Source organism: Herbidospora sp. NBRC 101105 (assembly GCF_030269205.1).
Taxonomy (GTDB): Bacteria; Actinomycetota; Actinomycetes; order Streptosporangiales; family Streptosporangiaceae; genus Herbidospora; species Herbidospora solisilvae.
Genome location: NZ_BSSX01000001.1, coordinates 497,824 through 521,357, shown reverse-complemented (window position 1 = coordinate 521,357; position 23,534 = coordinate 497,824). Strand labels below are relative to the sequence as shown.

Annotated in this window: 16 protein-coding genes; 12 read left to right on the top strand and 4 right to left on the bottom strand. The window is 71.7% G+C overall.

Annotated features, from left to right (window positions below; all coding sequences use genetic code 11):
* From QSK34_RS02365 to QSK34_RS02355, 3 genes are all read left to right on the top strand, one after another.
* Positions 1–2,178: a GAP1-N2 domain-containing protein gene (locus tag QSK34_RS02365; RefSeq protein ID WP_285579351.1), complete on the top strand. Its 2,178-nt coding sequence runs from the start codon at positions 1–3 to the stop codon at positions 2,176–2,178.
* The gene (locus QSK34_RS02360) at positions 2,179–3,807 is read left to right on the top strand and encodes a TRAFAC clade GTPase domain-containing protein (RefSeq protein WP_285579349.1); all 1,629 of its coding nucleotides are present in this window, start codon (positions 2,179–2,181) and stop codon (positions 3,805–3,807) included.
* 413 nt (positions 3,808–4,220) lie between these two features.
* On the top strand, positions 4,221–6,581 hold the full coding sequence (locus QSK34_RS02355) for a protein kinase domain-containing protein (RefSeq protein ID WP_285579347.1): 2,361 nt from the start codon (positions 4,221–4,223) through the stop codon (positions 6,579–6,581).
* Between the two features lie 56 nt (positions 6,582–6,637).
* On the opposite strand, the gene glnA2 is transcribed toward QSK34_RS02355, so the two are convergent.
* Positions 6,638–7,999 carry a gamma-glutamylpolyamine synthetase GlnA2 gene (glnA2, locus tag QSK34_RS02350; RefSeq protein ID WP_161480232.1) on the bottom strand — a complete coding sequence of 454 codons (1,362 nt, stop codon included), beginning with the start codon at positions 7,997–7,999 and terminating at the stop codon, positions 6,638–6,640.
* Between the two features lie 142 nt (positions 8,000–8,141).
* On the opposite strand from glnA2, the gene QSK34_RS02345 reads away from it, so the two are divergent.
* From QSK34_RS02345 to QSK34_RS02335, 3 genes are read left to right on the top strand one after another with little or no spacing between them, the layout of a single operon-like run.
* Positions 8,142–9,047: a terpene synthase family protein gene (locus QSK34_RS02345; RefSeq protein ID WP_161480233.1), complete on the top strand. Its 906-nt coding sequence runs from the start codon at positions 8,142–8,144 to the stop codon at positions 9,045–9,047.
* A 43-nt stretch (positions 9,048–9,090) separates the two neighbouring features.
* The gene (locus QSK34_RS02340) at positions 9,091–9,852 is read left to right on the top strand and encodes an expansin EXLX1 family cellulose-binding protein (RefSeq protein ID WP_285579343.1); all 762 of its coding nucleotides are present in this window, start codon (positions 9,091–9,093) and stop codon (positions 9,850–9,852) included.
* A 32-nt stretch (positions 9,853–9,884) separates the two neighbouring features.
* On the top strand, positions 9,885–11,771 hold the full coding sequence (locus QSK34_RS02335) for a sensor histidine kinase (protein WP_285579341.1): 1,887 nt from the start codon (positions 9,885–9,887) through the stop codon (positions 11,769–11,771).
* A gap of 98 nt (positions 11,772–11,869) precedes the next feature.
* On the opposite strand, the gene QSK34_RS02330 is transcribed toward QSK34_RS02335, so the two are convergent.
* Positions 11,870–12,838 carry a DUF5937 family protein gene (locus QSK34_RS02330; RefSeq protein ID WP_285579339.1) on the bottom strand — a complete coding sequence of 323 codons (969 nt, stop codon included), beginning with the start codon at positions 12,836–12,838 and terminating at the stop codon, positions 11,870–11,872.
* A 97-nt stretch (positions 12,839–12,935) separates the two neighbouring features.
* Here QSK34_RS02330 and QSK34_RS02325 point away from each other — a divergent pair, with 97 nt between their 5' ends.
* The 4 genes from QSK34_RS02325 to QSK34_RS02310 are packed head-to-tail and all read left to right on the top strand — an operon-like array spanning position 12,936 to position 19,442.
* Positions 12,936–14,156, top strand: a complete 1,221-nt coding sequence (locus tag QSK34_RS02325) for an MDR family MFS transporter (RefSeq protein WP_285579337.1) — start codon at positions 12,936–12,938, stop codon at positions 14,154–14,156.
* A gap of 22 nt (positions 14,157–14,178) precedes the next feature.
* Entirely contained in the window at positions 14,179–16,176 is a 1,998-nt protein-coding gene (locus QSK34_RS02320; protein ID WP_285579335.1) for a sensor histidine kinase, read from the top strand.
* Between the two features lie 24 nt (positions 16,177–16,200).
* Positions 16,201–17,637, top strand: a complete 1,437-nt coding sequence (locus QSK34_RS02315) for a BTAD domain-containing putative transcriptional regulator (RefSeq protein WP_285579333.1) — start codon at positions 16,201–16,203, stop codon at positions 17,635–17,637.
* A gap of 56 nt (positions 17,638–17,693) precedes the next feature.
* Positions 17,694–19,442 carry an NAD+ synthase gene (locus QSK34_RS02310; RefSeq protein WP_285579331.1) on the top strand — a complete coding sequence of 583 codons (1,749 nt, stop codon included), beginning with the start codon at positions 17,694–17,696 and terminating at the stop codon, positions 19,440–19,442.
* A gap of 20 nt (positions 19,443–19,462) precedes the next feature.
* Here QSK34_RS02310 and QSK34_RS02305 read toward each other — a convergent pair whose 3' ends face one another.
* A complete protein-coding gene (locus QSK34_RS02305) occupies positions 19,463–20,404 on the bottom strand; it encodes an SDR family NAD(P)-dependent oxidoreductase (protein WP_285579329.1) in 942 nt (313 codons plus the stop codon).
* Positions 20,405–20,507: 103 nt separating this feature from the next.
* On the opposite strand from QSK34_RS02305, the gene QSK34_RS02300 reads away from it, so the two are divergent.
* Positions 20,508–21,365: a helix-turn-helix transcriptional regulator gene (locus QSK34_RS02300; RefSeq protein WP_285579327.1), complete on the top strand. Its 858-nt coding sequence runs from the start codon at positions 20,508–20,510 to the stop codon at positions 21,363–21,365.
* Between the two features lie 198 nt (positions 21,366–21,563).
* Positions 21,564–22,937 carry a glycoside hydrolase family 43 protein gene (locus QSK34_RS02295; RefSeq protein WP_285579325.1) on the top strand — a complete coding sequence of 458 codons (1,374 nt, stop codon included), beginning with the start codon at positions 21,564–21,566 and terminating at the stop codon, positions 22,935–22,937.
* On the opposite strand, the gene QSK34_RS02290 is transcribed toward QSK34_RS02295, so the two are convergent.
* On the bottom strand, positions 22,907–23,530 hold the full coding sequence (locus QSK34_RS02290; protein WP_285579323.1) for a TetR/AcrR family transcriptional regulator: 624 nt from the start codon (positions 23,528–23,530) through the stop codon (positions 22,907–22,909). The genes QSK34_RS02295 and QSK34_RS02290 overlap by 31 nt on opposite strands.
* Between the last annotated feature and the right edge of the window lie 4 nt (positions 23,531–23,534).

The following is a 23,534-nucleotide window of genomic DNA, read 5'->3' as shown; positions in this document are numbered from 1 at the left end:
ATGGCCTGGCAGCTCCACTACACGTCGGCCGAATCGGGGCCCTCGGGCCGGTCGGGGTTCCAGGTGACCGCCGAGACCCCCGGCCTGCCGCCCGTCCTGCGGGAGCGCAGCGCGCCCTACCTGGTCTACCAGCCGCCGCCGGACGCCCCGCTCGCGCCGACCCCCGCCGAGATCGCCGCGCTGCCGGTCGCGATGTCCTACGGGTCCGGGGTGCTCGCCCGGTGCGTCTACCTGGGCCAGGACTATTCCGGACGATATGGGAACTTCCTGGCGCACGCGGTGGTGCCGGGCGAGGGAGAGCTGGTCGGGCTGCGGCCCATCGAGTGCTGGGAGGCTGATTGGTGGGCCTCCGCGCCTGCCGAAAGCTTCGAACTGCCGGCGCTGGAGCCGTCCGCCGGTCCTTTCCTCGACCCCGAGGGGCTGGTGGCGTGGCTGGCCGCCCTCGGCCCTGACGCCTATGTGCGGCTCGGCGGGCTGCTGGAGGCGGTGCGGCTGTTCCTCACCCGGGGGCACGGGCGGCTGGTGCTGGTCAGCGCCGACGTGGCCGAGGTGGTGCGGTGGATCGCGGTGATCTCGTTCTCGTTGCCGTGGGCGTCGGCGATCCGGTTGTCGTTCACGACGTACACGGCCGACCCCGCCTCGTCGGGGCAGGTCATCGCCGGGACCACCCCCGGCGTGTGGATCCCGCCCGACGTCGACGCGACCGTCGTCCGGCTCGACGAGCCGCCCGCGCCGGTGCGCACCGGGCGCTTCGCCGGGACGGTCGCCGGGTTCTGGCGGCGCGGCGACCTCGACGGGCTCGACGCGCTCGGCGAACTGGGCGACGACCCCGAGACGGCGGCGGCGCTGCTGGCGCTCTGCCGGGGCGACCACACGGTCTCCCCCGAGGAGCAGAGCGCGATCGCCCGGCTCTCCGCGCCCGGCCTGCCCGACTGGGCGTGGCAGCGGCTGGCGTCCCAGGCCGGGCTGCTGACCTACGACCTGGCCGCCGCGGTGGCCGTGCACGCCGCCGAGGGCGCGGCCCGGTGCGTGTCGCTCGCGCTGCGCGACCCGGCACTGCCGCTGCCGGTACGGCTCCCGCCCCCCGGCCACGCGTCCGCGCTCGGAGCCGAGGCCACCGCCGCGTTGCGGTCGGCCCTCACCCCCGCCCAGGTGGCCGGGATCACGCGGGTGGCCGACGCCTGCGACCTGCCGGTCGACCCGGCCGAGGTCGAGTCGGCGGCGGCGCGGGCCGTGCCCGGAAACCAGGAGGAGGCGGCGGCCGAACTGGCCCGCGTGCCCTCGTCCTGGCGCGAGGTGGTGATCGCCGGATACGTGGCCGGGCTGGAGGCCGCCCCCGGCGAGGTGAGCACCACCCTGTGCGGCCTGCTCGCCGGGGCCCGCCGCGACTGGCGCCGCGCCCCCCGCACCGGCGTCGCCGTGCTGCGCTGGCAGACGCTGCACGGTGGCCGCGACCGCGTCGAGACCACGGCCGAGCTCATGGACCGCGCGTTCGACGGCTTCCGCGAGCAGGTCCTCCCGTCGCTCTGGACCACGCAGCCGACGCCGGGCGAGATCGGCCGCCTGGTCGACCTCCTCGGCCCCCGCATGGACGCCAGCCCGACCCTGGGCGAACTCCCCGGCCGCGCCTTCGTGAAGGCGGGCCTGTCCAGCGGCGAGACCCTGGCGCTGGCCGAACGGGTCCGCGACGGCCTGCCCGGCTACCCCGCCGACGACGCCGAGGCCACCCTGATCGCCGCCCGCCTGCCGTCGGCCCCCACCCCGGTGGACGCCGCGAGCGCGATCGACCGCCTCACCGACCTGACCCGGGAGGGCAACGCCGAACTCGCCGAACTGACCCGGGCGACGGCGGCGAAGGTGCTCGCCACCCGCGACCCCCGCTTCCGCTCGACGGTCGCCAAGGCCGTCACCGACGCCACCCGCCGCTGGCTGATCCCCGAATGGCTCAAACCCCGCCGCAACCGCGACCAGCAGATGGCCCTCCTGGAGATCGCGATCAGGATGCGCGTCGCCGGGGTGATCGAACCCCGCCTGGACGCCTGGGCCCGCTCGGAGGTCAACAACTGGGGCCGCTTCGGCTCGATGGAGGCCCGTTTCAAACAGGACGCCGAACTGGCCGCCGGCCTGCGGGAACTGGCCGGCCAGCGGCGACGGCTGTTCGGGCGCGGAGAACGGTAGATGTGGTGGCTCGTCCTCGCCGGCTTCTGGCTCCTCGCCATGTGGGCGGCCTTCGCGTTCGTCTTCCCGGTGGTCTTCGCCGTGACCGTGGCGGTGGCGGTGCTGGGGGCGCTGGGGGCGTACTTCACGACGGCGGCCCGCGTCCTGCTGCCCGACCGGGGGGTGCGCGCCCCGCCTGAGGGCGCCGAACCCGCCTACCGGCACTACCTGGTCTCCCAGGTCTGGCAGGACTGGTGGTCGGTCCTGTCCGGGGCGGTCCCCCTCGTCGACGGGCGGGTCCGGCGGCTCGTCCGCGCCCTGACCAGGCTGCTGATGTCGGACGAGCGCCGCTACGTGCTCTTCCCCCTCTGGCTCGCGGTCATGGCCGGCCTCCTGGCGGCGCTGCTGCCGCTGACCGTGGTGGCGCTGCTGGTCACGGCCGCCTACCTGGTGACGGTGGTGACCGGCCTGCTGGCCTGGCTGGCGTTCGCCGGCGTGCTGCGCGGCCTGGAACAGTCGGTGATGCTGCTGCGGCGCATCCTCCAGGCCTGCCCCTACCCAGGCTGCTACGCCCGCATCGACCGGCCGGTCTACGCGTGCCCGTCGTGCGGCGCCCGGCACCGGGCACTGCGCCCCGACCGCAACGGCGCGTTCCGGCACGTCTGCCGCTGCGGCGCCCGGCTGCCCACCACGATCCTGCTCGGCCGCCACCGGCTGCGGGCCCTGTGCCCCCACTGCGGCCGGACGTTGCCCGGCAAGATCGGAAAAGTCCGCGTGGAGCCCGTCCCCCTGGTGGGAGGACCCGACGCGGGCAAGACGACCTTCCTGGCGGTGGCGGTCGACGCCCTGCGGGAGACGGCCGGGGCCCGGTTCGTCGACCACGGCGACGAGCAGACCTTCCTCCGCCTGCGTGACCAGCTGGCGGCCGGGACGATGACCAAGACCGGCACCCAGCTGCCGAAGGCGGTCATGCTCGACGTCTCGGCCCGCATCCTGTACCTGTTCGACCCTTCAGGGGAGCACTACACCGGGGCAAGCCGGGTCGAGGCGATGGGCTACCTGGCCCACGGGGAGACGATGGTCCTGCTGATCGACCCGTTCGCGCTGCCCGCCGTCCAGGACAGCCTGGTCCCGGCCGACCGCGACGTCCTGACGGCCGGCGGCGTGGTGCCCTCACGGGAGGACCCGGCCGACACCGTCCACCGCGTCCGCAACGAGCTGTCGACGCGCGCGGACGGGGGCCGTCAGCGGCGGATCGCCGTGGTGGTGACCAAGGGAGACCTGCTGGACCGGACGACGACCGGGCAGGGGGCGTCGGAGGACCCGCGGGCGTGGCTGACGACGATGGGCATGGGGAACCTGGTCCGCGACCTGTCGAACCGGGGGTCGGAGGTGCGCTACACGACCTCGGGCCTGCCCCCGAAGCCGGACGAGATCGCGGGCCTGCTGACGTGGCTGACCGGCCTGAACGGCGAACGTCGAGCCGACGGGGCGGCGGGGGAACCGTGGCGGCCCCACGCCAGGCCTGAAGGGCGGCCGCCGCTGAGCTACACGGTGGTGCGACGGCTGCTGTTCGCGGCCAGCGCGCTGCTCAGCGTAGGCACGGTCGCCGGTTCGATCCTCTGGTATATCAGCACGATCAGAGCGTGAACTATCCCTATGCGAGGGCCTGAGGGTCTGGCTGGCCGACCGAGGGCGTCTCGCGGACGTAGGCAAAAGGGCTCCCCGCCGGTGTCCCGTCACCGCGAACCAGGCACTCGACGCAGCCCTCTGCTAGGCCGCCCACGACACGGTCCCGTTCTTGCTTTGGATGGCATGATCTCGGCCTCACCTCAGGTCACCCTGTCTACCGAATGGATCGCCACCCGTAGCCATTACTTGAATACCCAGCCCCATAGCCAGCGTGCCATTCTTTTCGGCCTGCACATAATCACAAAATTGCCCATAGCGTCACAACGCCGACAACACTGAGTACTGCCACCCCTGTAGCCTCTCGAGCAAACCTAAATGTATCATTTGGGATATTTTCTGCCATCTACCCATCGGACAACAAAGAGAAAAGTATGCCTTTTGACACCGACCAAAAATCGTATATAGCACTGAGAAACATTATCAGCGAGCGCACTCGCCCCATCATCGCCTGGGTCGGAGCCGGACTGAGCGTCGAAGCCGGCCTTCCTTCTTGGGACGGCCTGAAGGAATTACTCATCGAAGCGGGAAGAAGCAAGGCCCGGGACCTAACACCCGACGATGACGCCAACCGCCTGCGTGACCTTCTCATTTCCGTCGAACGCGAGAAGAGTCCATGGGTGGCGTTTCAGCAATTGGAACAAATTCTGGGCCCCACCACCTATCGAGAAGTGATCCGAGACGCACTTCAACCAAGCCAGAACGCCCCCACACCCGAAGCCTACAGATACCTTTGGCAACTTCCGATCCGTGGAATATTCAGCCTTAACATCGATGGGCTCGCAGCACGCGCGGCGGTCGAGAAATCGATCAACGCCACCGAGTTCTCCGCCAGTCAGGCCGGAAACATCATGAACCTCCTCGCGACGAAACGTCGTTTCGTCGCGAACCTGCATGGCACCGTCGATGACGTCAAGACATGGGTCTTCACACACAAAGAACTAAAATACTTGATGAAGAGCGGCTCCTATCAGCTGCTTCTCAAGAGCACACTCAGTATGTTCACGAACCTGTTCATCGGAATGTCCGCCGACGACGTCGCCGTCGGCGGACATCTGGAAACCTTGGGTAAGTTGGGAATCGAAGCACCCAGCCACTTCTGGCTTACCTCCCGCAGGGATGCCCAGACGGACGCATGGGCCGAGTCCGCTGGGATACGTGTCATTCGCTACAAGGACGACGACGGTAAGCATGGCCAGGTCCGAGAGTTCTTCGAGGACATCATTGGGCACGTCCCGGAGGAGCCGAAAGAGGCTCCCCCAGTGTTGCTCGACCGCGGAAACCCCGGCGCCACCGGAGAACTCCCCACCCCGCGCGACATGGCCCGCTGGGACTCTGAGAACGCGCGGAAGACCCTGAACTCCCATGCCCTGGAACTGGTGAACTCAGCAGGCGGGGAGATAACTAAGGAGTACGAGACTTTCCTACGTGAATACGAAGAGGCCATTCATCGTGCCTGGTTCGTGACTCACCGGGAACCGAACAACAAACTCTTCGGATACACGATCACGGGCAAGCTGACACGCGGCGCGTTCGGCAACGTCTTCACCGCTCACGACCCGGAAGGAAACCTCGTCGCCATCAAGGTCCTCCTGGAGGACATCCGGGACGAAAGTGAACTCCTCAAAAGTTTTCGCCGGGGCGTCCGTTCCATGTCGATCCTCCGGAAGCGGGGAATCCGTGGCATGGTCGGCTACATCGAAGCCTCGGAGATACCGGCGTTCGTCGTGATGGACTTCATCCCCGGGGCCAACCTTGCGCAAGCGAAAAGTTCGGGTGGGCTGGAGGAGTGGTCCGATTGCCTGAAGTTCGCCTCGCAGCTCACTGGGGTCATTCTCTCGGCACACCGACTTCCTGAACGGGTACTGCATCGGGACCTCCGTCCGGCGAACATCATGCTGAAGGATTTCTGGGACGGCGACGGACAGTGGGAGGTCGTGGTCCTCGACTTCGACCTGTCCTGGCATCGAGGCGCCGGGTCCGACGAGAAATCCGTTCTGCATGGCAGTACATCGGCGGGCTACCTGGCACCGGAGCAGATCGAGAAGATCGCATCCACCAGGCACGCCGGGGTCGACGCCTACGGCCTGGGGATGACCTTTCTCTACCTCTGCTCAGGAAACGATCCGTTACCCGGTGCCCACCAGCACAGAGACTGGCTGGAGCGAGTGCACGCGGCGACCAAGGAGATCAGAGCGCCACACTGGAAATCCATTCCCAATCGATTCGCACGGCTGATCATCGGCTGCACGCGTCACACCCAAGGAGAACGCAACGACATAGCGCAGGTCAGCCTCGAACTCCACCAGCTCTGGGAAGCGGAGCTGAACCCCGATGCCGTCACCTCGGTCGAGCTTCTCGTCGAGGAACTCGCCATAAGAACCGACTACCTCGCCAATTACACCTGGGACGAAGACAAGTCGTCGGCCTTCCGCGAGATGCCCAACGGCCTTCGGGTCCAACTGTCCGCGCAGGACGCGGAGGATCGGATCTCTCTCGACATCGAGTGGATGAGCACGGGCATCGAAGAGCGGCGAACGCTCCGCAAGAACGCTTACGAAGCCGGAAATCGGGTGAAGGACAAGCTCAAGCGATACGGCTGGACCGTGGTCAACACCTCGTACGAGGCGGGCGCCTTCCTGGTCAGCGCCAACATCCACTCCAGAGCGATCGCGGGCGACGTCGCGTCCAACGCGAAACAGCTCGACGACGTCCTGAGCCAGCTCCGGATCTAAGGTGTCGGGCGGGACAGGTCTCTCCCACCCGACACCATACGACGCGGACCGGCCTGCTACAGCACCGGCAGGTAGCGCCCCAGCTCGAACTCCGTCACCTGGCGCCGGTACTCCCGCCACTCCGACCGCTTGTTCCGCAGGAAGTAGTCGAACACGTGCTCCCCGAGCGTCTCCGCCGCGAGCTCCGAGTGTTCCATCGCCGAGATCGCCTCGTCGAGCGACTGCGGCAGGGGGTGGATGCCCAGTGCCCGCCGCTCGCCCGAGGTCAGCGCCCACACGTCGTCTTCGGCCCCGGCCGGGATGTCGTAGCCCTCTTCGATGCCCTTGAGGCCGGCCGCGAGGATCATCGCGTACGCCAGGTAGGGGTTGCAGGCCGAGTCGAGCGAGCGGAACTCGATGCGGGTCGAGCCGCCCTTGTGCGGCTTGTACATCGGCACCCGCACCAGGGCCGACCGGTTGTTGTGCCCCCAGCAGATGTAGGAGGGCGCCTCGCCCCCGGCCCCGGCGATGGCCTCGGTGTCGCCCCACAGCCGCTTGTAGGAGTTGACCCACTGGTTGCACACGGCGGTGATCTCGGCGGCGTGCTTCAGCAGGCCGCCGATGAAGGAGCGGCCGACCTTGGAGAGCTGGTAGTCGGAGCCGGGCTCGTAGAAGGCGTTGCGGTCGCCCTCGAAGAGGGACATGTGGGTGTGCATGCCCGAGCCGGGGTATTCGGTGAACGGCTTCGGCATGAACGAGGCCCAGACGCCCTGTTCGAGCGCGACCTCCTTCATGACCAGCCGGAACGTCATGATGTTGTCGGCGGTCGACAGCGCGTCGGCGTAACGGAGGTCGATCTCCTGCTGGCCGGGGGCGCCCTCGTGGTGGCTGAACTCCACGGAGATGCCCATGGCCTCCAGCATCATGATCGCGTTGCGGCGGAAGTCGTGGCCGGCGCTGTGGGGGGTGTGGTCGAAGTAGCCGCCGTCGTCGATCGGCTCCGGACGCACGCCCTTCTCCGGGCGGTTCCTGAGCAGGAAGAACTCGACCTCGGGGTGGGTGTAGAAGGTGAAGCCCATGTCGGCGGCCCGGGCCAGGGTGCGCTTGAGCACCCAGCGGGGGTCGGCGTGGGACGGGGAGCCGTCGGGCATCAGGATGTCGCAGAACATCCTGGCCGCGCCGGGGGTCTCGCTGCGCCACGGGAGGATCTGGAAGGTCGACGGGTCGGGCTTGGCGAGCATGTCCGACTCGTAGACGCGGGAGAACCCCTCGATGGCGGAGCCGTCGAAGCCGATGCCCTCCGCGAACGCGCCTTCGAGCTCGGCGGGCGCGATGGCGACGGACTTCAGGAAACCGAGGACGTCCGTGAACCAGAGCCGGATGAACCGGATGTCGCGCTCTTCTAGCGTGCGGAGGACGAATTCCTGCTGGCGGTCCAAGGCGACTACCTCACGAAAGTTCCAAGTCTGGGCACCTACCAGTGTGCCCCTTGTGTGTTTCACATACGTTACGCACCTGCCGTGAGGACACCCCGTCGCGCCTCAGGGACAAGTGCCCAACCCTCACCTACCGTGTCATCTTATGACCCCTGAGCTGCGCATACCTTCGGCTGCGGCCGTTCTGGCCCCGCTCGCGTACGCCCTGCCGCCGGCCCATGGAGAGCCGGTCGAGTGCGACACGCGCGCGCTGGGGGCCTGGGCCGGGCTGTACGGGTTGTCGATCTCCGCCCGTCCGCAGCGGCTGGCCGCGCGGGTGCTGCCGGGCAACGAGCTGCTCGCCCGCTGGGTCACCTGGCAGCTCGCCTACGACGACTGGTGCGACGAGGGCAGCGGCAGCCGGGACACCACCGTGCTCGACCAGATGCAGGGCCGGCTGCGCGACGCCGCCCGGACCGGCCGGGCGACCGACGAGCCGCTGGTGGCGGCGTTCGGCGACCTGTGGCGGGTGACGGCGCCCGCCATGAGCCCGGCGTGGGAGCAGCGGTTCGCGGCGCGGATGGAGGCGCAGGCGCAGGCGTGCCGGATGCAGGCGGTGAACCGGTCGATCGGGCGGGTGCCGTCGGCCGGGGAGTACCCCTCGCTCCGGCGGGACGTCTTCGCGGGCCCCGGCGCCGAGATCGTCGAGGGGTGCCTGCGGATCGAGGTGCCGGGGCGGCTGCACACCACACCTCCGTGGCGGACGCTCGTGGAGGCCGTGGTCGACGTGACGGCCTGGTGCAACGACGTGGCCTCGCTCGGCAAGGAGCGCGGCGACCCGCACAACTACCTGCGGGTGGCGGCCTCGCGGATCGGGGTGCCCGCCCCGGCCGAGTGGGTGGCCGACCGGATCGTGGAGCGGGCCGAGGACCTGACCGACGCGGCCAAGGCGCTGCCGGAGGCGTACGCGGAGCTCGGGGTGCCCGACGACGTCGAGAAGGTGGCCGCGGCGCTGTTCGGGGCGCCCCGGGGATATCTGGAATGGCTGCTGGAGTCCCCGCGCTACCAGTGAAGATCTACGTAACGTAATCACCGCGTGTCTCTATGTATCCGACATGAGGCACGCGAGACGCCGTAAGAGGCCCTGGGTGGCGGCCGCCGTGGCGGCGCTGGTGGCGGCGGTGGTGTTCGTCCAGCTCACCGGCCCGGTCTGCGCCTCGCCCGACCGGCGCGGGCGGGCCTACTTCTACGAGGCGCGCACGCCGGGGAACTGCTCACTGCCCCGCCACGGCATGTTGTTCGCCTCGGTGTCGACGGCCGAGTACGCCGGGTCGGCCGCCTGCGGCGGCTATCTCGACGTGACGGGGCCGACCGGCACGGTCCGGGTGCTCGTGGTCGACCGCTGCCCGGCCTGCGGGCCGGGCGACCTCGACCTGTCGGAGGAGGCGTTCGTCAGCATCGCCGACCGCGGCGACGGCAGCGCCGCCATCGCCTACCGGGAGGTGCGCGACCCCGAACCGGCCCGGCGGCTGGCCTTCCGGCTCAAGGCGGGCTCGACCGCCCACTGGGCGGCGCTGCAGGTGCTCGACCACGGCAACCGGCTGGCGCACGTGCGGGTGCGCAGCGGCCCCCACTGGCGTGATCTGCGCCGGGGGGCCGACAACTACTGGGTGTTCCCGGAGGAGCCGGGGCCGGGACCGTACACGATGAGGATCTCCGACGTGTACGGCGGGGAGGCCACCGTCACCGGCGTGCGGCTGCGGCCGGGCGCGACCCAGCGGTTCCCCCAGCGTCTCTACGGCACGCCCCCGCCGATCGTCCGGGCCATCACCACCCCGTCTGACAAAGCGTCACCCGAAATGCCGGAAGTCTGCTGAACTTTCCCTCACCAGGCCCCGTCTCAGAAGCCGTGGAGCTGCCCGAGGAAGAGACCCGGCCCCGATGGATGCGGCTGCCCGACCGGGCGGCCCGGATCCTGGCGGCGGGCATCGCGGGCGCGGCGATCCTCCTGGTCGTGGCCGACCTGGTGCTCGGCGAGCGGCTGCCGCGCCCGGCCGACCAGCCGCTGCCGGTCGCCCCGGAGGACGTGATGGGGGTCGCCTTCTCCGTCTTCGGGGCGCTGCTGGTGCAGCGGCGGCCGAAACTGGTGATCGGCTGGTTGCTGACGCTGGGCGGGCTCGGCGCGGCGGCCAGCGTCGCGTCGGTCACCCTGGCCGCGCTGCTGGTCCAGACGGGCGACCCCGCCCCGGCCGCGCCGCTGGGCCTGTTCTCCCACGGGGTGTGGAACCTGACCACCTACGCCCTCGGCGTGCTGCTGCCGATGCTCTACCCGACCGGGGCGCTGCTGTCGAAGACGTGGTGCTGGCCGGGCGGCTTCGCGGCCGCCGTGCTGGCGGCCGACTGGATCGTGCCGGGCACCGGCGTGCTGCCGCCCCTCATCACGGTGGCGCTGCTGGTGGCGTTCTCGTCGCTGGTGATCAGGTTCCGGCGGGCGGAGGGCGACGAGCGGCGGCAGATCCTCTGGCCGCTGCTGGCCATCGCCTGCCTGAGCGTGCCGTGGATCATCGGGGGGTCGGTCTGGTGGATCACCGCGATCACGATCCCGCTGATCCCCGCCGCGATCACCCTGGCCGTGCTGCGCTACCGGTTGTTCGGCATCGACACCCTGATCACCCGCGCGCTGGTCGGCGCGGGGATGGTCACCGTGTTCGCCTGCGCCTACGTGCTGGCGGGCACCGCCTCCAGCCTGTTCCTGGCCGAGGTCGACCGCTACTTCGGGCTGGTCGTGGCGCTCGGGGCCGGGGTGTTCTTCCACCCGATGAAGCGGGTGCTGCACCGGCTGGCCGACCGGGCCCTCTACGGCACCCGGGGCGACCCGGTCTCCCTCGCGGCCGACCTGCGGCGGCGGCTCCAGCAGAGCGACCCCGTCCACGGCCTGCTGGCCACCCTGGAGACCATCAGGGAGGGCCTGGCGGTGACCGGCGCGGCCCTCGACCTCGACGGCGCCCGCACCCAGTGGGGCGAGTTGCCCGTGGTGGCCCGCCGGGTCGATCTCGTGTGGCACGGCGAACCCGTCGGCACGCTGCTCATCGGCCCGCCCGGACGCCGCCGTTTCCCCGCCGCCCACGACGAGCGGGTGATCGCGGGGCTGACCCCGTACATCGCCGACGCCGCCCACACCATGCGGCTGACCACGGCGCTGCGCCGGTCGCGGGAGCGCATCCTGACCGCCCGCGAGGAGGAGCGCCGCCGCCTCCGCCGCGACCTCCACGACGGCCTCGGCCAGACGCTGAGCGCGATGGCGATGCGCATCACGATGGCCCGCATGAGCCTTGCGGGCAGCCCCGAGACCGCCGACACCCTGCTCGCCGACCTGCGCTGCGGCATGGACGCCGTCTCCGGCGACATCCGCGAACTCGTCTACGGCCTGCGCCCGCCCGCCCTCGACGAGCTCGGCCTGGCCGGCGCGCTCAAGGACCTGGGGCCCGACGAACTGGTCGTCGACGGCGACCTGACCGGCCTCCCGGCGGCGGTCGAGGTCGCCGCCTACCGCATCACCCAGGAGGCCCTCACCAACATCCGCCGCCACGCCGCCGCGACCCGCGCCACGATCACCGTCAGACGCGAGGAGGACCTGGTCCTGGAGATCCGCGACGACGGCACCGGCCTGCCCGCCCGCACCCGCCCGGGCGTCGGCCTCGCGTCGATGCGCGAACGCGCCGCCGAACTCGGCGGGACGTGCGAGGTGCGGAGCTCCCCCGGCGGCACCACGGTCACCGCCCGCCTCCCCCTGTGAATCTCCTTCCGTTACGCTCCGCCCCCCGGCACCGTCCGCCGCCCCCGGCCCCCGCCGCATCCGGCGCCCAGCACCGCTCCCGGCCCGCGCCGCGACGACTAGTGGTGGCCACCCACCAGGGCGTCGCCGATGGCCGTGCGCTGATAGAGCACCTCGCGCCCCAGCCGCCGGCGCGACACCAGCCCGCCGTCCGACAACACCGTCAGGTGCTGCGAGACCGCCCCCGGGGTCAGCTCCATCACCCGGGCCAGCCCCGACGTCGACGCCGGCAGCTCCAGCGCCGTCAGGATGCGGGCCCGGGTGCGCCCGATCAGGGCCGACAACGCGCCGGGCACCTCCTCCGGGTCGCGCTGCCAGAGGTTGCCCATCCCCCGGGCCGGATAGACGAGCATCGGCCGGTAGGGCTCGTGCATGACCGACACCCGGTCGAGCGGCTGGAACACGCTGGGCAGCAGCACCAGCCCGGCGCCGCCCAGCTCGCCCCAGTGGATGCAGCCCTTGTCGGCGATCAGCCGGTCGCCGTGCCAGGTCACCGACGGGTGGAGGGCGGCGAACAGGTCGCGCACCCCGCCCTCGGCCAGCCGCCGCGACCGGTAGAGCACGTCGGCCTCCAGGATGCCGCGCACCTTCGGCCAGAAGTCCTGGAAGACCAGCGTCCAGTACGCCTCCAGCGCGTCACTCACCCACGCGAGCGTCCCGGCCGGGTCGTGGTCGAAGCGGGCGGCCATCCCGGCGCTGCGCGGCGCCGAGCGGGCCACCTCGGCCCGCGCGACCCGGGGGTCGGTGGCCCGGACCCGGGCGAGTTCGGCGGCGAAGTCGGGCTGGTGGGTGTCGGGCGTGGGGGTGAGGAAGTCGGGCACGTATCCGGCGGCCGGCACCAGGCCGGTCAGCTCGCCCAGGCCGAGCGCGCCGAGCCGGTCGCGCACCGCCCGCGACCACGGCGCCTGCGCGGTGTGCAGCGCGGCGCCCTGGACGGCCCGGAGGCTGGCGACCACCTCCCACATGGGCGAGAAGGCGAACCGCGACCGCGCCACGTCACCGGGCGTGAACAACCACTCCACGGCCATGTGTCCCCACCCCCGAAAGTTTGCCCATTTCAGACCATGTTTTAGCAGAGCCTAAATCGATCGCGCCCGCCCGTCCCCGGTCACGACCCTTGTCCCCATGGCCGCACCTCCCGTCCACCGCTCCCCCGTCCGTCAGTTCGTGCACTCCCGCGTCGGCGGGCTGCCCCGAGAGTTCTGGGTGCTGTTCGCCGGGACGGCCGTCAACAAGCTCGGCGCGATGGCGCAGCCGTTCATGGGCATCTACCTGACCCAGTCGCGCGGCGTCTCGGTCGCCATGACCGGGTTCGTGCTCATGTTGTGGGGCTGCGGGTCGCTGCTGTCGCAGCCGGTGGCGGGGTTCCTGGCCGACCGGATCGGGCGGCGGGCGACGCTCACGGGCGGGATGGTCGCCACCGCCGCGACCATGATCTTCCTCGGCTACGCCCGCGACCTGACCGCGATCGCCGCCGGTATGTTCGTGCTGGGGATGGTCGTGGACACCTATCGGCCGGCCTCGCAGGCGATGCTGGCCGACCTGGTGTCGCCGGAGGACCGGCCGCGGGCCTACGGGCTGCTCTTCTGGGCGATCAACCTGGGCTTCTCCGTCGCCATGGTGGCCGGGGGGCGGCTCGCGTCGGGCGGGTTCCTGCTGCTGTTCTGGATCGACGCGGCGGGCTGCCTGATCTTCGGCTTCCTGGTCTGGCGGCTGATCCCGGAGACCCGGCCGCCCGCGGCGGAACGGCTGCCCGGCGGCTACCACGACGTGCTGCGCGACCGGACCATGGTCGCGTTCGTGCTGATGAACCTGGCCTACACGTGCACCTATCTGCAGGCGTTCCAGACGCTGGCCATCGCGATGACCCAGCGGGGGCTGCCGCCGGAGGCGTTCGGCACGGCCATCGCGGTCAACGGCGCGCTGATCATCGTCGTCCAGCCGGTCACCACGGCCTGGCTGACCCGGTTCTCGCCGAGCCTGGTGCTGGCGTCGGGCTTCGCCGTGGTCGGCGTGGGGTTCGCGCTGCAGGCCTTCGCCACCACGACCCTCCAGTACGCCCTGGCCGTCGCCGTCTGGACGTGCGGCGAGATCCTCACCGCCGGGATGCCCCTGGCGATCACCTCGGCGCTGGCCCCGCCCCATCTGCGCGGCCGGTACAACGGCCTCTACGGCCTGTCGTGGTCGGTCGGCGCGGCGGTCACCCCCGTGCTCGGCACCCGGCTGCTGGAGCTCGGGCACGAGGCGCTCTGGCTGACCACGGGCGCCCTGGGCCTGGTGGCCGCGGCGGGGCAGGTGCTGCTCGTACGATCGATCCGTAATAGGACCAGGACACAACAGTCATAATTCGGCAATACCCTGGCCCGAAATGGGAGACAGAGGTTCGGGTCCGGCACTGGTGATCGCGGCCGTCGTCGGCGTGGCCTCCGCCGCCGCCGTCGCCGCCGCGCTGGCGATCCAGTTCGGGCTGCCGCCGCAGAGCCAGGTCGCCTTCGAGCCGACGCCCGACTACACGGCGGGGGTGATGTTCCCCGCTCTCGGCGCCTACATCGCGGCCCGGCGGCCCCGCCTGCCGATCGGCTGGCTGATGATCGCCGGCGGCGTGTTCGAGGCGGTCAGCGTGCTCACCTCCGCGTTGCTGGTGCAGGCCGAGAACGGCGGTGACCTGGACACGGCGGCCCTGTACCGCATCGTGGGCGCCGGCACCTGGTCGCTGGGCGGCGGCTTCCTCGCGATCCTGGTGCCGTTGTTCGCCATCGGCGGGCGGCGGCCCTCCAAGGGCTGGGGCGTCTTCGGTGTCGTCGCCGCCGTGATCATCGCAGCGCAGACGGCGCTGCGGGTCGGCCGCCCCACCCCGCCCGCGCCGACGCGGGGCATGTCGTCGGTCATCCCCAACCCGCTCGACTTCGGCATCCCGCGCGAGGTCTGGGTGCCGGTCACCGACACGCTGTGGCTGGCCGAGCAGGGGTGCATCCTGCTGGCGCTGGTCTCGATGGTCGTCCGGATGCGCGGCGCCGACGCGGAGACCCGGCGGGCGGTCGCCTGGCCGGCGCTGACCTTCGCGGTCTACGCCGTGCTGGTGGTGACCGGCGACCCGGCCTTCCACGCCTTCCTCGTGGGCTGGGTGGCGCTCATCCCCGTGTCGATCGCCTTCTCCGTGCTGCGCCACGGCCTGTTCGGCATCGACGACGTGCTCAGCCGGACCGTGGTCGTGGCCGGGACGGTGGCCGGGGTGAGCGCCGTCTACTTCGCCACCGGCGCGGTCTTCAGCCTCATGGCCGCCGAGTACGACATCCTCGCGGGCCTGGCCGCCGCCCTGTTCGCGGGCGCGTTCTACCAGCCGCTGCGCCGCCTGATCCAGCGCGGCATGGACCGGCTCCTCTACGGCCCGGTCGGCGACCCGAGGTTACTGACCGCGCGGCTCGTCGAGGAGGTGCGCAACGCCGACCCGGCGGAGGCGCTGGCCGCCGTGGTCGACGTGGTCCGCGACGGCCTGGCGGTCGGCGGGGCCGCCGTCGAGGTCGTCAACGGCCTCCACGTCACGTCGGGCCAGGTCGGCGCCGCCCCCCGGGAGCTGCCGCTCGTCTGGCACGGCGAACCGGTCGGCCGCCTGCTCCTGGGCGCGCCCGGGGGCGGCAGGTTCGGCGCCGCCCACGACGAACGGGTGGTCGCCACCCTGCTCCCCTACGTCGCCGACGTCGCCCACGCCGTGCGCATGGCCAGCGACCTGCAACGCTCCAGGGAGCGCATCCTGGCGGCCCGCGAGGAGGAGCGCCGGCGGCTGCGCCGCGACCTGCACGACGGGCTCGGCCAGACGCTCGGCGCGATGGCGATGACGCTCAACATGGCCCGGCTCAACATCAAGGGCTCCCCCGCCACGGCCGACCACCTGCTGCGCGACCTGCGCTCGGGCATGGACGCGGTGGCCGGCGACATCCGCGAGCTCGTCTACGGCCTGCGCCCGCCCGCCCTCGACGACCTGGGCCTGGTGGAGGCGATCCGCACCCTGGCGGCCGACACCCTCGACGCGGGCACGGCCACCCACGTGAGCGCCGCCGGGCCCATGGACGACCTCCCGGCGGCGGTCGAGGTGGCGGCGTACCGGATCGCGCAGGAGGCGCTCACCAACGTGCGGCGGCACGCCCACGCCAAGCGGGTGTCGATCACGCTGGCGCTGGAGGGCGGGCTGCTGACGGTCCGGGTCGCCGACGACGGGATCGGGCTGCCCGAGGTGCGCCGGGCCGGGGTCGGCACCGCGTCGATGCGGGAGCGGGCGGCCGAACTCGGCGGCTCGTGCGCGATCACCGCGCCCGACACCGGCGGCACGGTCGTGGCGGCCCGGCTGCCGTTGACCGGCGCCATGTGACGTTGCTCTACGCTTACCACCACCATGGTGATTCTTCGGGCCCTGGGGCCGTTCCAGGCCATTTCCGACGGGCGGCCGCTCGACCTGGGAGGTCAGCGGCAGCAGGCCGTCCTGGCCCGCCTTCTGGTGGCGGGCGGGCGGGCCATTCCCGTCAGCACGCTGATCGACGAGTTGTGGCCGGGGCGTCCGCCCGCCCAGGCCCTGTCGACGATCCAGGGCTACGTGTCCCGCCTGCGGCGGGCGCTGGAGCCCGGCCGGGCGCCCCGTGAGGAGGCCGGGGTGCTGGTCTCGGCCCCGCCCGGCTACGCGCTGCGCGCCGACGTCGAGAACGTCGACGCCTGGCACTTCGAACACCTGGTGAAACGCGACGACGGCGACGACCTGGCGGCCACGCTGACCCGGCTCGACACCGCGCTCGCGTTGTGGCGGGGCCCGGCGCTGGCCGAGTTCGGCGACCTGGCCTGGGCCCAGGCCGAGGCGCAGCGGCTCGACGACCTGCGGCTGATCGCGGTCGAGCGGCGGGCCGACGCGGCCGTCCGGCTGGGCCGCAGCGCCGCGCTCATCCCCGACCTGGAGGCGCACGCCTCCGCGCACCCGCTGCGCGAGGAGGCCTGGCGGCTGCTCGCCCTGGCCCTCTACCGGGCCGGCCGCCAGGCCGACGCGCTCGGCGCGCTGCGCCGGGCCCGCGACGTCCTGCGCGACGAGCTCGGGCTCGACCTGGGCCCCGCCCTCCAGCGGCTGGAGCAGGACATCCTCGGGCAGGCCGCCCACCTCGACGGGCCGGTCGCGCCGCCCGTGTCCGCGCCGAGGCCGGCCGAGGTGCTGCGGGTGGTCGTGGCCGACGACCAGGCCCTGGTGCGCACCGGACTGAAGGTGGTGCTCGACAGCGAGCCCGGCCTGGAGCTGGTGGCCGAGGCCGAGAACGGCGAGCAGGCGATCCAGCAGGTCCACCTGACCCGCCCCGACGTCGTGCTGATGGACATCCAGATGCCGCGCCTCGACGGCCTCGCGGCGGCCCGGCGCATCCTGGCCGAGAACGACCCGCCGAAGGTGATCATGATGACCACCTTCGGCACCGACGACAACCTCTACTCGGCGCTGCGCGCCGGGGTCAGCGGCTTCGTGCTGAAGACGTCGGCCCCCGAGCAGCTCATCGCCGCGATCCGGGCCGCCGTGGCGGGCGACGCGCTGATCGACCCGGCCGTGACGACCCACCTGATCGCCGCCTTCGCGGGCCGCCACAACCCGGCCGCGCCCGGCGGGCTCAGCGACACCGAGGTCGACCTGGTCCGGCTCATCGCGCGCGGCTTCACCAACCGCCAGATCGCGGTCACCCTGGCCGTCGACGAGCCGGAGGTCGCGGCCGAGGTGACCGGCCTGCTCAAACGCCTCGACCTGATCGACCGGGCCCAGCTCGTCGTGCTCGCCTACGAGACGGGACTCGTCAGCCCCGGAACGTGACAGGGGTGCTTATCGTCACATTGATGAAAATTGGGGGCGCCCCGTAGGCTGGTGCCGTGGCCCAACTCCGCATCGCACTCGCCCAGACCAACCCCGTCGTCGGAGACCTCGCCGGGAACGCCGACCGGCTCGTCGAATGGACCGGCAAGGCCCACGCGGGCGGCGCCCACCTGGTGGTCTTCACCGAGATGTTCCTGACCGGCTACCCGGTCGAGGACCTGGTGCTGCGCGCCTCCTTCGTCGACGCGTCCATCGCGACCCTGGAGAGCTGCGCCCGCCGCCTGGCCGACGCCGGTTACGGCGACCTCCCCGTCGTCGTCGGCTACGTCGACCGCGCCGACCGGGTGGCCCGGGTGGGCCAGCCCAAGGGCGCGCCCCTCGACGCCGCCGCCGTGCTCCACCGGGGCCGCGTGGTCGTCCGCACCGCCAAGCACCACCTGCCCAACTACGGCGTCTTCGACGAATACCGCTACTTCGTGCGCGGCGACCGCCTGCCGGTCTTCCGCCTCCACGGCGTCGACGTGGCCGTCGCGATCTGCGAGGACCTGTGGCAGGAGGGCGGCCCGGTGTCGGTGGCCGGCGCGGCCGGCGCGGGCCTGCTGGTGGTGCCGAACGCCTCGCCGTACGAGCGGGAGAAGGACGACGTGCGCCGCGACCTGTGTGCCCGCCGGGCCCGCGAGGCGGCCTGCGCCCTGGCCTACGCCAACCAGGTCGGCGGCCAGGACGAACTGGTCTTCGACGGCGACTCCCTCGTGGTCGGCGCCGACGGCGCCCTGATCGCCCGCGCGGCCCAGTTCACCGAGGAGCTCCTCTTCGCCGACCTCGACCTCCCCCTGGGCTCGGGCGAGCCCGGCGAGTCGGTGTACGACGCCGGCGACGGCACCACGATCACGGTCGAGCGGGTCGTGCTCTCGGAGGAGCCGGTGACCTTCGAGCCGCAGGAGCCGGTCGTCGCCGACCGCCTCGACGACGCCGCCGAGGTCTACGGCGCGCTCGTGCTCGGCGTGCGCGACTACGTGGAGAAGAACGGCTTCCGCTCGGTCATCCTGGGCCTGTCGGGCGGCATCGACTCGGCCCTGACCGCCACCATCGCCGCCGACGCCATCGGCGCCGACCGCGTCCACGTGGTGCTGATGCCCTCGCGCTACAGCTCCGGCCACTCGATCGCCGACGCCGAGGAGCTGGTGCGCCGCCAGGGCGTGCACTCCCGGATCCTGCCCATCGCCGACACGGTCGCCGCCTTCGAGAAGGAGGTCGAGCTGACCGGCCTGGCCGCCGAGAACCTCCAGGCCCGGGTCCGCGGCATGTTCCTCATGTCGCTCTCGAACCAGCACGGCCACCTGGTGCTGACGACCGGCAACAAGAGCGAGCTGGCGGCGGGCTACTCGACCCTCTACGGCGACTCGGCGGGCGGCTTCGCGCCGATCAAGGACGTGCCGAAGACCCTGGTCTGGGAGTTGTCGCGGTGGCGCAACACCCAGTCCGACCCGCCGCCGATCCCGGAGAACTCGATCACCAAGGAGCCCAGCGCCGAGTTGCGCCCCGACCAGCGCGACACCGACTCGCTGCCGCCCTACGAGGTGCTCGACCGGCTGCTCGACGACTACGTCGAGAAGGACATGGGCCGCGACGCGCTGATCGCGGCCGGCCACGACCCCGAGCTGGTGCTGCGCGTCATCCGGCTGGTCGACTTCGCCGAGTACAAGCGGCGGCAGTACCCGCCGGGCCCGAAGATCAGCCCGAAGAACTTCGGGCGCGACCGCCGCCTGCCGATCACCAACAAGTGGCGCGAGATGCCGTCATAACGTCTCCGTCCCGGGCTCCCTCAGGCCTTGGACGTGCCCGCGCGTTCCAGCAGCTCGGCGGTCGCCTCCCATAGGCGCCGCTCCCGGCCCGGGTCGCAGGCGACCGGCCGCACCTCGGCCGGCCGGGTCTTCACCACGAACGCGCCCTCGCGCAGGTGCGCCCATCTGTCGTCGAGGGCCAGCGCGGCCAGCAGCGGCCCCGAGCGTCGCGGCGTCGACACGCCGGGCACACGGCCCAGGACACGGCTCATCACCCGAAACGCCCTGGGCGCGCCGCGGCCCAGCGCGGTGCCGGGCATCCAGCCCGGTTCGAACACCGACACGTTGATCCCGTCGCCGACGCGTCGCTGCAGCTCATGGGCGTAGTACAGGATCGCCAGCTTGGCGTTGGAGTAGGCGACGCCGGACGCTGTCATGCCGGGGGCCCGCTCGCCGGCGGCCGGGCGGGCGAGCTCGACGGGATCGGCCCACTCGGCCTCGGGCACGCCCAGCAGCCTGCGCCAGAAATTGGCGTGATAGGTGTTCGAGCCGAGCAGCACGACCCGCGCCGGGGTGGTGAACGAGCCGAGCAGGTCGCCGATGAGCTGGGCGTGGGCGAGGTGGTTGACGGCGAAGGTCATCTCGTAGCCGTCGGACGAGGCCCGCCGGGTGTCGGCCGACATGGCGCCGGCGTTGGCGACGAGCGCGCGGAGCGGCCGGACGGCGCCGGCGGTGAGCAGGGCGCGCACGGTGGCCGCGGCGGCCCGGACGTCGGCCAGTCGCGACAGGTCGCAGCCGATCTCGTGGACGACGGCGCCATGCGCGCGGGCCTCGTCGGCGACCGCGGTCAAATCCGGCCCGGCGCGGCCGACCAGCAGCAGGTCGGGCCGCCGCCCGGCCGGGCGTCGAGCCATGGCCAGCACGGCGTGCCGGCCCAGGTTGCGGGTCGGGCCGGTGATCAGAACGGTTCCGGGTTCGGTCATGGCCCCAGCCTGCGAGGCCGGCCGGGCCGCAGCCATTCGTCCGGTTCTCGTAGGACTACCAGGGCCAGGACAACCCCGCGCGGGCAGGCGGAGAATGGAGGGCGTGGAAGCGTGGGAGTTCGGCCCGACGGTGCGCCGCTGGCGCGACCGGGTGTCGCCGTCGGCCGTCGGCGTGCGGGCGGGCCCACGGCGCCGGGCCACCGGGTTGCGCCGCGAGGAGCTGGCCACGCTCGCCGGCATCTCGGCCGACTACCTGACCCGCCTTGAGCAGGGGCGCGCGACCGCGCCGTCGGCGCAGGTAGTGGAGTCGCTGGCCCGGGCGCTGCGCCTGTCCGACCCCGAACGCGACCTGCTCTACCGGCTGGCGGGGCACGCCGCGCCCGGTCCGGACGTCGTGCCGTCGCGAGTCACCCCGAGCGTGCAACGGCTGCTCGACCGGCTGGCGAACACCCCGGTCGTCGTGTACGACGCGAGCTGGACACTCGTGCTGGCCAACGAGCCCTACGACGCGCTCATGGGCGAGACGGGCACCTGGCGCGGCCTGGAACGCAACGCCGTCTGGCGCAACGTCGCCCGGCTGCCCACGCGGGTCGTGCACACCCCGCGGGAGCAGGCCGAGCACGAAGCCCGGCTCGTGGCCGACCTGCGCCTGACGGCCTCGCGCTACCCCGCCGACCGCGACCTGCGGCGTTTGATCACCGATCTGGCCTCCGGCAGCCCGCGCTTCGCCGAACTGTGGGACGCCGGGACACCCCCGGCCCCGGCCGACACCTCCCGGCAGAAGACCATCGACCATCCGGCGACCGGCCCGATCACCCTCGACTGCGACACCCTGTTCGTCTCCCGCGACGACCTGCGCATCACCGTCTACACCGCCGAGCCCGGCACGGAGGACGCCGACCGCCTGGCCCTCGCCATCGTCCTGGGCACGCAGTCGCTACAGCCGGACGCGCCCGTGTAAGTTTCACCGGCGCGGCGCACACGACCCGGCCCGCTTCCCCGCGAGTCCAAGGCAGCGGGGCCTCGTGTCCGCGACCGCCGGGGTGCGCCGGGACGGCGCGTTGACGCCCGGTCCGGCGGCCGGATACTCACCGGTACACCCCCAGGGGATCGCTCACCCGCGAATGTTAGCGATAACATCCCCAGAAAGGACGCTCCCGTGTCCCTCAGCCGCAGGCAGTTCGGCAGAACCGCCCTCACGACCGCCGCCCTGGCCACCGGCGTGGCCGCCTTCCCCCGCGCCGCGTGGGCGGCCAACACCGCCTACGTCTTCGCCTACTTCACCGAGACCCCCAACCAGTCGGCCTCCAACTACGGCCTGCACCTGGCGGTCAGCCGCGACGGGCTCAACTGGTCGCCCCTCAACCAGAACAACCCCGTCGCCACCCCCACCGCCGGAGAGCAGGGGTTACGCGACCCGCAGGTCTACCGCAAGGCCGACGGCGCCTTCGTGGTGATCGCCACCGATCTCAAGGGCACCGACTTCAGCTCGGTCAGCCAGTATCTGCACGTCTGGGACTCGGTCAACCTGACGGCCTTCACGAACTACCGCCGCCTGCGCATGCACACCACCGGCGGCCACACCTGGGCCCCCACGGTGTTCCGCGACGACTCGCGCGGCCAGTACGGCATCGTCTACTCGTTCAACACCGGAGGCCGCGACGTCCTCGCGGTCAACTACACCGCCGACTTCCAGACGGTCGGCGCCCAGCAGACCTTCTTCAGCCCGAGCTTCAACGTCCTGGACGGCGACATCGTCGTGGACGGCAACACGACGTACCTCTACTACAAGAACCTCAACGACGGGCTGCTCTACGGCGCGCGGTCGTCGACCGGCCAGCCGAACAGCTTCACCACCTACACGAGCGGCCTGCGGCAGGGCAACGCGATCGAGGCGCCGCTGCTGCTGAAGACCAACGAGGGCGGCTGGCGGCTCTGGGGCGACTCCTTCAGCCCGGTCAACAACGACTACTACCTCTGGACGTCGTCGACCATCGGCGCCAACGCCTGGACCGCCGCGAACCAGCGCGACTACACCCCGCCGCTCAACGCCAAACACGGCTCCATCGCCGGCATCACCGACGCCGAGTACACCGCCCTGGTCTCCCGGTGGGGCCTGCCCGGCTGGGTCAGGCTCAAGTCGTACAACTTCCCCGACCGCTTCGTGCGGCACGCCAACCTGGTCGGGCGCATCGACGCCTACCCGTTCGACCCGCACCAGGACCAGCTGTGGCGCATGGTGCCCGGCCTGGCCGACTCGGCGGGGGTGTCGTTCGAGTCGGTGAACCGGCCGGGCAGCTACCTGCGCCACTGGGACTACGCGATGCGCCTGGACGCCAACGACGGCACGGCCGTCTTCCGGGCCGACGCCACCTTCCACCGGGTGGCCGGGCTGGCCGACGGCAGCTGGTCGTCGTTCCGGTCGTACAACTTCCCGACGCGGTACCTGCGGCACTACGACTACCTGCTGCGCATCGACCCGATCAGCACGGCGACCGAGCGTCAGGACGCCACGTTCCGGGTCACGTCGTAGCGGAAGCCGCGCAGCGCCTCGTCGACCAGCCGCTCCGGAAGGTCGCCGGGCACCGGGTAGTCCGGGCCCGACATCTTCGTGTGGAAGAGCATCGCCCCGACCAGCATCGACATCGCCACCTCGATGTCGAGGTCGGGGCGCAGCTCGCCGGTCGCCACGCCGCGCCGCAGGACCTGCCGGAAGGCCTCGCGGCGCGGCTCGATGACGAGTTCGCGGAAGCGGCGGTAGAGGTCGGGGTAGCGGTCGGCCTCGTTGAGCGCGATGTTGGTGATGCACCGGTTGCGCAGCTCGCTCGACTCCGACCGCATGATCTTCAGATATTCGATCAGGTCGGCCCGCACGTCGGTGCCGCCGGGCTCCGGCATGGGGAGCCGGAGCGTGGCCAGTGAGTCGACCACCAGGTCTTCCTTGTTCGCCCAGCGCCGGTAGATCGTCGTCTTGCCGACCCCGGCGCGGTTCGCGACCGCCTCGATCGACAACTCCGACACCGTGACGCCCTCGCCGATCATGTCGAGGGTGGCGTCGACGATCGCCTTCTCGGCGCGCTCACTGCGGGGACGCCCCCGCCCCGCGGATTCCTGAATGGTCGTCATGGCA